Origin of the sequence: Brachybacterium sp. SW0106-09, assembly GCF_001293905.1 — a bacterium.
Lineage (GTDB): Bacteria > Actinomycetota > Actinomycetes > Actinomycetales > Dermabacteraceae > Brachybacterium > Brachybacterium conglomeratum.
This window is the reverse complement of the sequence record NZ_BCAK01000022.1, coordinates 28,650-41,688: the sequence shown is the minus strand read 5'-3', so window position 1 is coordinate 41,688 and position 13,039 is coordinate 28,650. Positions and strand designations below refer to the sequence as shown.

The window sequence follows — 13,039 nt, the reverse complement described above, 5'->3', positions numbered from 1 at the left end:
GACGTAGGTCGGGCGGGTCCGCGCTCTTGGCGTAGCCCTGCCCTGGGCACGACTCCAGGCTTCCGAACCTCGACCTCACCGCATGGTCGCGGCGAGTTCCGCCTCGCTCAGCGCCCGGTCCGCGAACACCAGGCGCACGGCCGACGGGTCGGGGTTGCCTGCGTCGGGACCGCGGCGGCGCAGGGCGAGCCCGACCTTCTCGGCGACCGCGGCGGAGGCCGGATTGTTCTCGAGCAGATAGGCGACCGCGGGCAGATCGGGTCGGCTCTCGCGGGCGGCGTCGACCGCAGCACGGGCCAGCTCGGTCGCGAGCCCACGACCCTGCGCCTCGGGCGCGAAGCGGTAGCCGAGGTTCCAGAAGGCGCCCTGCCGCACCGCGCAGCCGCCGTGGCCGATGACGACGCCGCCCTCCCGCGCCACCCAGGCACCGAGGCCGTGCTCGCGCCAGTCGGCGAGCCATCCGGCGAGCGCGCCGCGCGTTGTGGCGTGGTCGGCGAAGCGGCCGCTGGGCAGGTGGGTCCAGGTACGGGCGTCGGCGTAGATCCGGTGGAGGTCCTCGAGATCGGCCTCGCAGGGCGGGTCGAGCTGCAGGCGGGCGGTGGTGGTCATCAGGCTCCTTCCGAGGCGCGCGGGATCCCCGCACAGCGTCCCGGCGGACGGTAGCCTCTCGGCACGACGGAGGAGGCGCCGCCTCGCCGCCATCCTTGCGCCGTCCCACTCCCGGGCGGTGCCTCGAGCTCGACGTAGAGGCCTCACCATGTCCCCGTCCTTCCCCACCGCGCTCCCACCAGGACTCTCCCTGCTGTGGGAGAGCGCCGACGAGCAGGCGGCGCTGAAAGAGCGGTTCGGGTTCGCGGACCTCGCGGAGGCCGAGCGCTGGCTGTCCGCGATGCTCGACGAGCACTGGGGCCTCACGCTCCGCTCCTGCCGCCGTCTCACGATCAGCGACCACAACGCGATCGCCTGGGTCAGCACCGATGGGGCTGACCTGGTCGTGAAGTGGTCCCGCGAGGAGCGCCTGTTCCCTCGCCTCGAGGCGACGACCGGACTGATCACGCATCTCGCTGGCCAGGGGATCCCGGTCGCGGCGCCGAGCCCCGCGCGGGACGGCGCCGTGCGCGTGGTCACGGACGGCCCGATCGGACCGCTCTCGATCGCGGTGCTCCCCGAGATCGCGGGGACCTGGCTGGACGTGACGGACCTCGACGCGGTGCGCACCGTCGGCGCCTGCCTCGCCCGGATGCACGAGGTCCTCGGCGGGCTCGCGCTCCCCGTGCTCGAGGGACCGCCGCCGCGCGCGCCGCGCGAGCGGGTGCGCATATGGCTCGAGGAGCACGACCACGGCCGCGCCCCGTCGGCCTCCGCCCGGCTCGCCGCGCTCGTCCAGGACGTGCCCGATCTCGTGGACACCCGGCAGCTCGTCCACGGCGATGTGCGCGCCGCGAACCTCCTGATGCAGGGAGATCGGGTCGCGGCGGTGCTGGACCTCGACGAGGTCCGCGTCGACCACAGGATCGCGGAGCTCGCGCAGACCAGCGTGCTGCTCGGCACCCTGTTCCGTGACTGGCGGCCGACGCCCGCCCCCGCCCGGCAGGCGCTGCGCGAGGGCTATGAGCAGGTCCGTCCCCTCGGCGAGGCCGAGCGGGCCTGGCTCGAGGCGCTCACCCTGTGGATCGGCCTGGCCTCCATCCCCGCCGAGGACGCGGCACCCTGGATCGCCGCGGTCGCGTCCTCGTCGGCTGGCTGAGAGCCCCGGGCGCGACTACTCCCCGCGCAGGGCGAGCACGAGCCTGCCTGCCCATCGCCCCGCGCGCAGCAGCGGGAGCGCGCCGCCCAGCTCCTCGACGTGATCGACCCCGGCCTCCAGGCGCCCCTCGTCCACCAGGCGCAGGAGGAACGCGAGATCGGCGCGGAGGTCCCCGGGCTCGTCGGGCATGAAGAATGTGCGGAGGGTCCGTCCGGCTCGTCCGCCGGCCCCTTCGAGGGCATCGGCCGGCAGGACGACGTCCTCTCCGCTCGCCCGTCCCACGGAGACGAGGGTCCCGTCGGCGGCCGTCATCTCGAAGGCGCGTGAGAGCACAGCGCCGCCGACGGTGTCGATCACGATGTCGGCGGGCGCCACGGCATCCCGAGGGTCCGTCACCGTCTCCGTGGCGCCGAGGTCGCGCAGGTGCGCCGAGCGCGCCTCGGAGCGCGTGACCGTCGTGACGCCCGATGCCCCGCCGAGGGAGGCGAGGCGCGCGGCCAGGGCGCCCACAGCGCCGGTGGCGCCCGTGACCATCACCCGCCTGCCCAGCACCGCTCCGCCGACGCGCAGCGCCCGCAGCGCCGAGATCGCCGCGATCGGCATCGTCGCAGCCGCACGCAGGTCGACGCCCTGCGGCACCACGACGAGACCGGCGGTCGGGACCGCCACCTGCTGCGCCCATGCCCCGCCCATGACCAGACCCGCGACGCCGGTCCCGACGGGCGGCCCGGAGCCGTCGGCCGCCTCGCGGGACACGACGCCGGCCAGCTCGTGGCCGAGCACCGTCCCGGGCGGTGCCGCATCGCGCAGGGCGAGGTCGGTCGGGTTCACGCCGGCCGCCTGCACCTCGACCAGCGCCTCGTGCGTCGCCGGCCTCGGCGCGGGGACGCGATCGAGGTGGAGACGCTGGGGAGCGGACTCCTCGACGACGAGTGCATCCATGGTGTCCATGGCAGTTCTCCGTTCGTGGTGGGGCAGATGGGGTCCATGGTGCGACGGGTGGCTCGCGGGATCGGGCGGACGGGATCCCGACGGCCCAGCGCCTGCGGTGACACCGACCCGTCACCAGGGCGAGTGCACGACGAGCTCCTCGGCGGCGAACAGCTGCGGGGCCGAGCGGTGGGTCGGGGCGAGTGTGCCGGCGCGACCGGGCTCGCTCGCCGGACCGGGCAGCAGCAGACCCGAAGCCGTCTGCGCTTCGGCCCCGAAGCGGACCAGACAGATCCAGCTGTCGCCTCCGATCGCGGGCCATCTCCCCTCGCCGGGCACGATCTCCAGGCACTTGAAGAGTCCGAAGTAGGTGGGGCCGCCGCTGGCCGGGGCATCCCCGGGTGCCTCGCCGATCCGGGCCACCTCCCCGTAGGCCGCGTCCAGCGGCAGCCCCCACCCGGACAGCGCCGCGACGGCCCGACGGAGTGACTCCACGGCCTCCTCCGGGGCGCGCAGCCCGGTGGGCAGACCTCCGGGCTCCGGCGCGGGCGTGAGGCGGCTGTCGTCCATGACCACCTCCCCCACCGGGAAGTGGTCGTGCGCCCAGAGGTGGAACAGCAGGCAGCCACGGGAGTCTGCCTCGGCGTGCCGGTCCCAGTCGCGCAGCACCCGGACGGCCTCGGCGAGTGCCTCGTCCGTCCCCGCGGCGGCGGGGAGCTGGTCGAGGACGATGTCGGCCAGGTGCGCGCGGGTGTCCCACTTCAGCTCCAGCAGATCCTCCGGGCCGAGGCGCTCCGCCGCTGCCATCCGGGCGCGGGAGAGCGGCGAGCGGATGTCGCGGATCCGGTCGGGGGCCGGGGCGATCCCGTCGGGGTGGTCGGCCGGGTTCAGCGGCGGGTCGCTGAACCACCACGGGGTCTCGTTGACGTTCTGCACCCATCCGCAGTCGGGGTCGATCACCCGGGGCAGGCTGTGCGGCGGATTCAGGTCCTCCCAGATCAGGCTCCGGTCGCGTCCCGGCAGCCGGCGCCGGGAATCCTCGAACGATCCACCGGGACGATGCGGGGTCGCGCCGCAGAAGGCGGCGCCGATGGAGCCGGAGGAGTCGGCGGCGATGATGTTGAACATCGGCAGCGGCCACCGCTCCTGCGCGGCGAACAGCTCCCGCACGTCGCCGGCGAGGGACATCTGCCACCAGCTCTCCAGCGCCGTGGTCACGGGCCGGTGCAGGACGCCGGCGATGCGGAGCGCCACGGTCGCCCCGTCCGGGGCCGTGGTCACCGGTCCGTGGACGCTGCGGCGCTCGGTGACGGTCACGTCCTCGCCGTCGCGGACCTCCACCTGGTGCTCGCGCGTCTCGAAGTGGACGAGCTCCTCGCCGAGCCGGTAACGGTCCCCGGACGTCTCCAGCTCGTACACCCACAGCTGCGGGAGCGGGTTGACGGTGTGCGCCCAGCCGACCTCCGGGGTGAAGGCGAAGGACTGCCAGGGGAAGCCGATCGGGGTCGCGCCGTGGCAGCGCCTGCCGGGTGAGACCGTGCGCGCCTCGAACATCCGGTACGGGCCGATCCATGGGATGTGCGGGTTGATCATCAGCAGCGCCTCGTCGGTCGCGGACCGCTCGGCGGTCACGGCCCAGGCGCTGGATCCGCCGCCGAGCAGTCCGTCGCCACCCGCCGTGGGGAAGGCGAGTCCCTGGTCCCAGAAGCGTGCGAACCCGAAGAAGAGGGCGAAGGTGTGGGCGACGACGTCGCGCGCGGTCACCGGCAGCGCCTCGCGCCGTGCGCCGCCGAGGTCCGGATCCTCGGAGCAGGCTCGGTTGAACCCCTCGCAGAACGCCTCCAGCCGCTGCCGGGTCCCCTCCTCCTGTGCGGTCCACCAGGTCTCGACCGCGGCCTCGAGGCCGAGCCGGGCGTGCTGGAGGTCGCCGTAGAGGAACTCCTCGCCCCACAGCGCCGCCGCGCGTCCACGGGCGATCCCGTAGAGCTCGAGCACCGCCGTGGCGTGCGCGAGGGCCTGCGCATTCCCGAAGCCGCGGCAGGCGTCGAGATCGTCCTCCGCCGTGATCGTCGGTGTGCCGTGCTCGTCCCAGTCGATGCGCATGCTCGGTCCTCTCTCGTCGGCGTCCGGCGTATCGCTCCCACTCGACACCGTGCCCCTGCGGCACAGTCAAGGCCGTCCCGTCGGCCGGCGCCCTCCGGCCACCGGACGTGGCCGGACACACGTCGCCGCGCGCGGCCCCGCCCCGTACCGTGTCAGGTGCACAAGAAGTGCCTGCGGCGTCCGCGCCGCAGCCCCTCTCCCTCGGAGCCACCCCTCGATGAGCACGTCCACGCAGCCGACCGACACCCCCGCGACCACGCGTCGCCGTCCCGGCCTCTCGGCGCGACACCTGCACTTCATCGCCCTCGGCTCCGCGATCGGGACGGGCCTGTTCTACGGCTCGGCCGGCGCGATCCAGGCCGCGGGCCCCTCCGTGCTGCTGGTGTACCTGCTCGGCGGCGCGGTCGTGTACTTCATGCTCCGCGCGCTCGGTGAGATGGCGGTGCGGATGCCGATCTCCGGCTCCTTCGCCGAGTACACGCGCCGCTTCCTCGGCCCCTGGGCCGGGTACATCACCGGCTGGATGTTCGCCTTCGAGATGCTGATCGTGTGCCTCGCGGACCTCACCGCGATCGCGATCTACATGCGCTTCTGGTTCCCTGACACCGCCCAGTGGATCTGGGTTGCGCTCACGCTGCTGATCGTCGGCGCCGCGAACCTCGCCAGCGTCCGCTGGTTCGGGGAGCTGGAGTTCGCCTTCACCATCGTGAAGGTCGCGGCGGTGGTCGCGATGATCGTCGGCGGCGCGGCGATCCTCGCCTTCGGGCTCGGGGATCCCTCGACGCCGACGGGCCTCGCGAACCTCACCGCCGACGGGGGCTTCTTCCCGAACGGGCCCGGCGGCATGATCAGCGCGTTCATCCTGGTGCTCTTCGCCTTCGGCGGCACCGAGATCATCGGCGTGGCCGGCACCGAGGCGGAGGACCCCGCCAAGGCGATCCCGAAGGCCGTGAACACGGTGCCGGTGCGGATCCTGCTGTTCTACGTCCTCGCGATCGGGGTGATCCTGCTGCTGACCCCGTGGCGGGAGATCACCGGCGAGGAGTCCCCGTTCGTGCAGATCTTCGACACGCTCGGCGTGAGCTGGGCCGCCGCGGCGCTGAACCTCGTGGTGATCACCGCGGCGCTCTCGGCGATCAACGCGGACCTGTTCGGCGCGGGCCGCGTCGTCGCCGGCATGGCCCGCCAGCGCCTGGCCCCCGCAGCCCTGTCCCGCACGATGCGCGGCGTGCCCGTGGTGACCACGCTCGCGATGCTGGGCGTGCTCGTCGTGGGCGTGCTGCTGAACTGGGCGCTGCCGGACGAGGTGTTCACGATCGTCGCGTCGCTGGCGACCTTCGCGACCGTGTTCGTGTGGCTGATGATCCTGCTGGCCCAGGTCGCCTCCCGCCGCGGGATGAGCGTCGAGGAACGGGACGCGCTGCGGTTCCCGGTCCCCCTCTGGCCCTACGGGCAGGTGTTCGCGATCGCGTTCATCCTGTTCACGATCGGGATCATGGTGTGGATCAGCGAGTACCACACGGCGCTGCTGACGGGCGTGGGCTTCATGGCGCTCATGAGCGTGCTCTACCTGGTCACCGTCCGACGCCGCCTGCCCCGGGGCTGACCTGCAGGCTCAGCCGTCGCAGAGCGAGGTGTCGGCCGTGCGGGTGGTCGCGCCGTCCACCGCAGGGGCGGGCGGCGAGGACGGGGCGCTCGTCGTCGGCCGCTCGGTGTGCGGCGTGATGTCGCCCGAGGCACCGGCCCCGGCGCGCTCGTCCTGCTCCTCATCGCCGACGTCCCCCTCGTCGGAGGGGTCGACCGGCTCGTCGGAGGGGACGACCGGCTCGTCGGAGGGGACGACCGGCTCGTCGACCGCGAGGGCCTCGAAGACCGCGTCGGCCGACGCGGAGGGCACCACCCGGTTGCGGTCCGTGGGCGCCGGCACCCACGGCATCGTGAGGAAGGTGATGTGCTCGGGATCCACCCGGTTGACCCGCGTGCCGAGCCCCGCGAGATCCGAGGCGCGGCTCAGCCCGGGGTCCACCGTCAGGGAGGACGTGGTCGCCTCGAGGAAGGGATAGAGCCGGTCGGGCCGTGCGATGACGCGGGAGCTGGTCGCCTCCTGCACCACGGCGGACATCACCATCTGCTGGTGTCCCAGCCGCGCGATGTCGCTGCCGTCCCCCACGGCGTGGCGGGTGCGGGCCAGGGCCAGGGCGTCCCTCCCGTCGACCACCTGCTCACCGGCAGGCAGGTCGAGTTCCGCGTAGACGTCCTCGAGCGGCTCGGGCAGGCACACGTGCAGCCCGTCCATCGCGTCGACGATCGCGATGAAGCCCTCGAAGTCCAGCTCCACGAAGTGGTCGATCTGCACCCCGGTGAGCTCCTCGACCGCCGCGACCGAGCAGGCCGGCCCGTAGTTCAGGGCGGAGTTGAGCATCCCCCGGCCACCGGCGAAGCTGCCGCTGCCGGTGTCGGCGCAGGCGGGCAGGTCCATGAGGGTGTCGCGCGGGAGCTGGACCGCATCGATCCGGGAGTCGTCCTCCGAGAGGTGCGCGAGCACCATCGCGTCGCTGCGCCGGGAGCCGTCGCCCGGACCGAAGTCCTCCCCGTCCAGGTCACGGCTGTCCGACCCGAGCAGCAGGATGTTCAGCGCGCCGCCGCTCTCGCGCGGGGCCGGGTCCTCCCCCGACCGCAGCGGAGCGGTGGCGATGTTGCCCTCGAGAGGGGTGACGGTCCCCGCGAGCCCGAGGGAGACCACGACCACGACGGCCAGGGCGAGCGCCCCGAGAGCGGCGAGGATCCGGCCGCGCCGGTACACCAGCGTCGGCCTCTCGCGGCGGTGGGCGCCCGGGGCGACTCGGCGCAGCGGTCGGCGTCCGCTCGGGGAGCTCTCCATGGTCGCGGACCCTCCTTCTGCTCGTCATGCCTGGTCCGCCGACCAGGTCACCACGGGCAGGACCTGGAACTCCAATAGTCCGGGCGGAAGGATCCATGCAGCGGCGCTATACCGCCCCTCCCTCACCAGGTCAGGCGGCCGACGACTCCTCGACGAGCGCCAGGAACCCGCGCAGCGCGGGGTTCGGCAGCTCGTCGAGCCGGTGGATGATGCCGAGGGAGCGCCGTAACGGGGGATCCAGCGCCACCGCGATCCCTCCGTAGGCGGGCGCGGTGCGGGCGAGCGCGGCGGGGACGACGGTGAGGCCGTCGGCGGCGAGCGCGAGCGGGACCAGGCTGTCGCGCTGGGTGGTGGTGATCCGATGCGCGGGCAGGGCGCCGAGCCCGCGAAGGGCGACGTCGGCGAGCTCGCGGATGGAGGTGCCTCGCGGAAGGGTGACCAGCGTTCTCGAGGCGATCTCCTGCGCGGTCAGCGGCCCCTCGTCCCCGTCCGGGCGGGCGGCGGCGGGGAGCACGGCCGCGAATTCCTGAGCGGGCAGCGGGATGGCGGCGAGGTCGCCCGGCACGCGGTCGATCACGCCGAGCGCGGCATCGGCCCGCCCCACCCGGACCGCCTCGACGAGCTCCTCCGCGTGGTCGACCGTGAAGACCTCCACCCGGATCCCCGGATGCGCACGATGGAAGCGACCCAGGTGCCCGGGCAGCTCGGTCGCGACCAGCGAGGGCAGGCCGGTCAGGCGCAGGGACCCGGCGGTCAGGGAGCGGGCCGCGCCCACCATCGCGTCGATCGAGCCCATCTCCGCGAGCGCCCTGCGACCGGCGGCCACGACCCCGCGGCCGGTCTCGGTGAGCTCCATCCTGCGGCCGACGGGGAGGAACAGGCGCGCACCGAGCGCGTCCTCGAGGGTGTGGATGCTGCGCGAGAGGGAGGGCTGCGAGATCTGCAGGACCTCGGCCGCGGCGGTGAAGGAGCCGTGGTCGATGACCGCGATGAGCGCCTCCACCTGGGCGAGGCTGGGACCGGTGCTCGCCATCTCGTCCGCCTCCCGCCCGCCCGGCCGGGCGCCGGGATCGCTGCGCCGAGAATACCGAGGCGACGCGGGTGCCCGCGGGGGCGGGGCGGTCGCCGCCCGGGCCGATAGTCTCGGCGATGTGAGCGCGCTCACACGAGAGGGCCGTGAGGATCTTCCGGGTCATGACGTCTTCCCGTTGTCAGCATTCGCAGGCCCGATGTCCCGGGCCGTCAGGAAGGAGCACTCATGTCCGAGTCGAAGATCCCCCAGACCGGCCAGCAGCAGGAGCGGAAGGCGGCCGAGCAGGCCGCCGCCGAGAAGGAGTCGCGCGGCCAGGAGCTCCGCGAGCAGCGGGAGTCCACACCGCGCGGTCCGCTGCAGACCAGCCGCGGCGTGACCACCCTCGACGAGACCGTGGTCGCCAAGATCGCGGGCATGGCCGCCCGCGAGGTCCCCGGCGTGTACGACATGGGCAATGCCGTGCGCCGCGCCTTCTCGGCCGTCACCGACCGGATCCCCAACGGCCAGACCAACGTCACCGGCGGCATCGGCGTCGAGAAGGGCGAGACCCAGGCGGCGGTCGACGTGACCGTCGTCGTCGAGTACGGCGCCTCGATCGTCGAGGTCGGCAACGCCATCCGTCGCAACGTCATCGACCAGGTCGAGGGCACCACCGGCCTCGAGGTCATCGAGGTCAACGTCAACGTCGTCGACGTCCACCTGCCCGGCCAGGACGACGAGCCGGCCGCCGAGCAGCGCAGCACCGACCTGAAGTGATCCGCCGGGTGCCGGGGCGGGCCGCGCGCCCGCCCCGCACCCGCCCCACGCTCGAGGAGCACGCATGAAGACATCACAGTTCGCCCTGCTCATCGGTCTGCTGCTCGGTGCCGTCCTGGCCTTCGGCAGCTTCGGCCAGTTCTTCCTCGTCCTGCTGTTCGCGGCGATCGGCCTCGCCGTCGGGATGACGCTCGAGGGCCGCATCGAGGTGCGGGGACTGACCGATCGCTGGAGGCAGTGACCATGGACACCGCCCTCGGGACCGCGCCCCCGCAGGGGCCGGGGACCGCCCCGGCTCCCGCCCCGACACCCGCACCCCCTCAGGACCGAGGCGTGACCAGCGTCCCCGCGCAGGTCGTCGCCCGGATCGCCGAGCAGGTCGCCTCCGAGGCGGCGCTCGTCGGCTCCGGCGCGGGCGGGGTCCTCGGCGTCGGCGCGCGCCGTGACTTCGACTCCCGGCCCTCGGCCCGCTGCGAGCTCTACGGCCGCACCGCCGTGCTGAGCCTCGATGTGGGCGTGGAGTTCCCGACGCCGCTCGCCCCCGCCCTGGCCGCCCTGCGCGATCGGGTGCGAGAGCGGGTGCAGCACCTGACCGGCCTCGAGGTGGGACGCCTGGACGTCTCGATCTCGTGGCTCCGACCCACCAGCACTGCGAGGAGGGCCCTGCGATGAGCACCACCCCGCCCCGCCTGGTCCGCCGTCCCGCGCGCAGCGTCCCCACGACGCTGCTGGGCGTGCTGGTGCTGGCCGGCGGCCTCCTCGGCGTCTGGCTGCTGGGCAGCCTGCTGCTGTACGGCGCCTGGCCCGCCTCCGCACAGGGCGTGCTCGCCGACATCGGCGGGCGACGCCTGGATTCCACGCCCGTGCTCGTGACGGCGGGCGTCCTCGCCGCGCTCGGCCTCGTCCTGCTGCTCGCGGCCCTGATCCCGGGCCGCCCCTCGCGCCGCGTCGTGCTGCGCGGCGAGGTGCCCGGGACCACCGCCGTCCCCCACCGGGACCTCGGCCGACGCGCCGTACGACGCGTGGAGGCCGTGGACGGGGTGCACAGCGCCCGGGCCACCCTCACCGGTCGACGCCTGGACGTGCTCGCCCGCACCGTCGTCGACGACTCGGAGACCGTGCTGCGAGGGGCCCGTGCGGCCGCCGAGCAGGCCGTCGACGAGCTCCGCCCCGAGAGACCGCTCCGCACCCGTGTGCGGGTCCAGCGGATGACACGAGAGGACTGATCCCATGCGCTCCGTCTCCGGTTCCCGCAACCGGCTCGTCCTCGTGGCGGCCGCCGTTCTCGCCCTGCTGGCCGCCGCCTGGACGGCATCGGCCGCCGTCGGCCTCGCCGACCGCTGGCCCGACGCCGAGGCGATCCTGCCCCACGGCGACTCGACCCCCGCCTCGCTCGCCGCCGCCCATCAGCAGTGGCTGCTCCCCGTCGCCGCGGTGCTGAGCGTCGTGGCCGTGCTGCTCGGGATCTGGCTGCTCCTGGCACAGATCCCCTCCCGGGTCCGGACGCCGACCCTGCGACTGCGCGACGAGGACGGCGGCCTCCTGGGCACTCTCGATCCGTCCGTCCTCGAACGCGCCCTCACCGAGCACGTCGAGCAGGTCGCCGGAGTGGTGGAGGCGAGCGTTCGGCTCAGCGGCGCCGCCTCCGACCCGGCGGTGCAGGCCTCGGTGACGGTCGCCGAGGACGCGGAGACGGCATGGACCGTCGAGGCCGTCCGCGAGCTGCTCGCCGACGACGTCCGCACGGTCCTCGGCACCGGGCCGCGGACGGTGGACCTGCTGGTCCATCTCCGCTCCACGGCCGCCCCGTCCCGCGCGGTGCTCGGCGGGCCCGAGCCGTCGTCGGCCGCGCCGTCCTCGGCCACGCCGTCCCCCGCACCCGAGGTGCGAGCGGCGCATCCGGCATGAGCCCCGATCCCGGCCAGGAGGAGCGCTCGCTGGTCCTGCGCGCGCAGGACGGCGACGCGACCGCCTTCGAGCAGCTCGTCGACCGTCACCAGGGACGCCTGTTCCGCATCGCGTTCATGGTGGTCGGGGACCGGCAGGAGGCCGAGGACCTGGTGCAGGAGACCCTGGTGCTGGCATGGCGCCGACTGCACCTGCTCGAGGAGCCGGCCGCGTTCCGCGGCTGGGTCGCCCGGATCTGCTCCCGCTCCGCGACCGACGTGGTGCGGCGACGCGCCCGCCGCGCCACCGCCCCCGCGGCCGCCGAGGATCTCGAGCCCGCGCTCGAGAGCTCCCCGGACGCCGCGCGGACCGATCGCGGCGCTGCGGCCGACCCCGCCCGCAGCGCCCTGGTCAACGCCCAGATGAGCGCCCTGGCCCGAGTGCTCGAGACGCTCGACCCGGCGATGCGCCTGTGCTGGGTGCTGAGGGAGGTCGACGGGATGTCCTATCGCGAGATCTGCAGCGCCGTCGACGCCTCGGAGCCCACGGTGAGAGGCCGGATCGCCCGTGCCCGCGCCCGCATCGTCGAAGAGATGGAGGAATGGAGGTGACCCCGATGCCGCACCCCGCAGACCACGACCCGGAGCAGTCCGCTCCTCCGGGGCCCGATCGCCCGCGCCGCGACGCCGACGGGGAGAACCCCGCCGCGACCCGGAGCTACCTGGACCTGATCCGCACGACGCACGAGGAGTGGGACCGCCTGGAGAGGGCCGGGGACAGCTCGGTGCAGCTCTCCGGCTCCGCCCTCGCCGCGGTCAAGGAGTCGGTGCGCGCCGACGCCCGCCACGGCGCGCACGTGCACATGCCGCCCACACCGGCCGGCCCGTTCACCGTGTCCGAGCTGACCCTGCGCACGCTCGTGCGTCGCGAGATCGACGCGATCCCCGGCGCGAGGGCGCTGCGCACCACCTTCGAGCACGAGGAGGACGGCGCCGCGGAGCGCCGCACCCGCGGACTGCCCACCCGGGCGCGCTGCCGAGTGTCGGCGCTCCTGGGGACCCCGGACCTGCCCGGCCTCGCCGAGCGGATCCGCGAGGCGGTGCATCGCGCCGCCGAGACCGAGCTGGGCCTGACCGGCCTCACCGTCGACGTCCACATCGAGGACCTCCATGAGCACTGACCCCGCCCCCACCGACCCTGCAACCCTCCGCACCGTCCCTGCCGCGGCCGACCCGGTGGGAGCGCTCGCCCCGCCCGCCCCCCGCGTCGACGTCGCCGACCTCGTCGGCGCGGTCACGGCCGTGCCGGGGGTGAGCGGCCTGGAACCGGGGATCGCGACGGCCCTGCGCACCCTCGATGCGCGGCTGCGCCGCAGCGACGCCTCCTCCGCCCGCTACGGGCTGGTCGTCGACCGCGACAGCGGGGAGGTGACCGTCGAGATCGGCGTGGAGGGGCCACTGCCCGTGCGCCGCATCGTCGAGGACGTCCAGCGCACCGTCCAGCGGGCGGTGTCCGGGGCGGCGGCCGAGGACACGGACCCGCGGGGCGGCACCGCCGTCGGCGCCGATCCGGATCGTCCCGCCCCGGACGTGCCGCGGGTGCTCGTGCGGGTGCAGTCCCTCTCGACCCCCTGACCCCCCGGTCCCTCGACCCGAGCAGTCCCCCGGGCCCACCGCTCCGCTGCCGGGCCTCCCGGTCCGAG

At 74.3% G+C, this 13,039-nt stretch carries 15 protein-coding genes; 10 read left to right on the top strand and 5 right to left on the bottom strand.

Annotated features, from left to right (window positions below; genetic code table 11):
* Positions 1 to 75 precede the first annotated feature (75 nt).
* Entirely contained in the window at positions 76 to 609 is a 534-nt protein-coding gene (locus Y09_RS10775; RefSeq protein ID WP_053917713.1) for a GNAT family N-acetyltransferase, read from the bottom strand.
* A gap of 148 nt (positions 610 to 757) precedes the next feature.
* On the opposite strand from Y09_RS10775, the gene Y09_RS10770 reads away from it, so the two are divergent.
* Positions 758 to 1,747, top strand: a complete 990-nt coding sequence (locus Y09_RS10770; RefSeq protein WP_053917712.1) for a phosphotransferase enzyme family protein — start codon at positions 758 to 760, stop codon at positions 1,745 to 1,747.
* A 15-nt stretch (positions 1,748 to 1,762) separates the two neighbouring features.
* Here Y09_RS10770 and Y09_RS10765 read toward each other — a convergent pair whose 3' ends face one another.
* Positions 1,763 to 2,698 (bottom strand): zinc-binding dehydrogenase, encoded by a 936-nt coding sequence (locus tag Y09_RS10765; protein ID WP_053917711.1) that lies wholly within the window; start codon positions 2,696 to 2,698, stop codon positions 1,763 to 1,765.
* A 111-nt stretch (positions 2,699 to 2,809) separates the two neighbouring features.
* Positions 2,810 to 4,780 carry a penicillin acylase family protein gene (locus Y09_RS10760; RefSeq protein WP_053917710.1) on the bottom strand — a complete coding sequence of 657 codons (1,971 nt, stop codon included), beginning with the start codon at positions 4,778 to 4,780 and terminating at the stop codon, positions 2,810 to 2,812.
* A 217-nt stretch (positions 4,781 to 4,997) separates the two neighbouring features.
* Between Y09_RS10760 and Y09_RS10755 the strand changes: the two genes are divergently transcribed.
* Complete coding sequence (locus tag Y09_RS10755; RefSeq protein WP_053917709.1) at positions 4,998 to 6,386, top strand: amino acid permease; 1,389 nt, start codon at positions 4,998 to 5,000, stop codon at positions 6,384 to 6,386.
* A 9-nt stretch (positions 6,387 to 6,395) separates the two neighbouring features.
* Here the strand turns inward: Y09_RS10755 and Y09_RS10750 are convergent, their stop codons facing one another.
* Together Y09_RS10750 and Y09_RS10745 are read right to left on the bottom strand one after the other, a co-directional pair.
* Entirely contained in the window at positions 6,396 to 7,661 is a 1,266-nt protein-coding gene (locus Y09_RS10750) for an LCP family protein (protein WP_082358771.1), read from the bottom strand.
* A 130-nt stretch (positions 7,662 to 7,791) separates the two neighbouring features.
* Positions 7,792 to 8,694: a LysR family transcriptional regulator gene (locus Y09_RS10745; protein ID WP_053917708.1), complete on the bottom strand. Its 903-nt coding sequence runs from the start codon at positions 8,692 to 8,694 to the stop codon at positions 7,792 to 7,794.
* Between the two features lie 225 nt (positions 8,695 to 8,919).
* Between Y09_RS10745 and Y09_RS10740 the strand changes: the two genes are divergently transcribed.
* The 8 genes from Y09_RS10740 to Y09_RS10710 all read left to right on the top strand — a co-directional run bounded on the left by Y09_RS10740 (position 8,920) and on the right by Y09_RS10710 (position 12,971).
* Complete coding sequence (locus Y09_RS10740) at positions 8,920 to 9,450, top strand: Asp23/Gls24 family envelope stress response protein (protein WP_053917707.1); 531 nt, start codon at positions 8,920 to 8,922, stop codon at positions 9,448 to 9,450.
* A 64-nt stretch (positions 9,451 to 9,514) separates the two neighbouring features.
* Entirely contained in the window at positions 9,515 to 9,691 is a 177-nt protein-coding gene (locus Y09_RS17680) for a hypothetical protein (RefSeq protein ID WP_200716793.1), read from the top strand.
* 92 nt (positions 9,692 to 9,783) lie between these two features.
* On the top strand, positions 9,784 to 10,122 hold the full coding sequence (locus Y09_RS10735) for an Asp23/Gls24 family envelope stress response protein (RefSeq protein WP_234695700.1): 339 nt from the start codon (positions 9,784 to 9,786) through the stop codon (positions 10,120 to 10,122).
* Complete coding sequence (locus tag Y09_RS10730) at positions 10,119 to 10,676, top strand: DUF6286 domain-containing protein (RefSeq protein WP_053917705.1); 558 nt, start codon at positions 10,119 to 10,121, stop codon at positions 10,674 to 10,676. Before Y09_RS10735 ends, Y09_RS10730 begins: the two co-directional genes overlap by 4 nt.
* Positions 10,677 to 10,680: 4 nt before the next feature.
* Positions 10,681 to 11,358, top strand: coding sequence for a hypothetical protein (locus Y09_RS10725; protein ID WP_053917704.1), 678 nt, complete (start codon positions 10,681 to 10,683; stop codon positions 11,356 to 11,358).
* Entirely contained in the window at positions 11,355 to 11,948 is a 594-nt protein-coding gene (locus Y09_RS10720; protein ID WP_053917703.1) for an RNA polymerase sigma factor, read from the top strand. The genes Y09_RS10725 and Y09_RS10720 overlap by 4 nt, the downstream gene beginning before the upstream one ends.
* Positions 11,949 to 11,953: 5 nt before the next feature.
* Positions 11,954 to 12,517: a hypothetical protein gene (locus Y09_RS10715; RefSeq protein ID WP_200716792.1), complete on the top strand. Its 564-nt coding sequence runs from the start codon at positions 11,954 to 11,956 to the stop codon at positions 12,515 to 12,517.
* Positions 12,507 to 12,971: a hypothetical protein gene (locus tag Y09_RS10710; RefSeq protein WP_148639621.1), complete on the top strand. Its 465-nt coding sequence runs from the start codon at positions 12,507 to 12,509 to the stop codon at positions 12,969 to 12,971. Before Y09_RS10715 ends, Y09_RS10710 begins: the two co-directional genes overlap by 11 nt.
* Positions 12,972 to 13,039 lie beyond the last annotated feature (68 nt).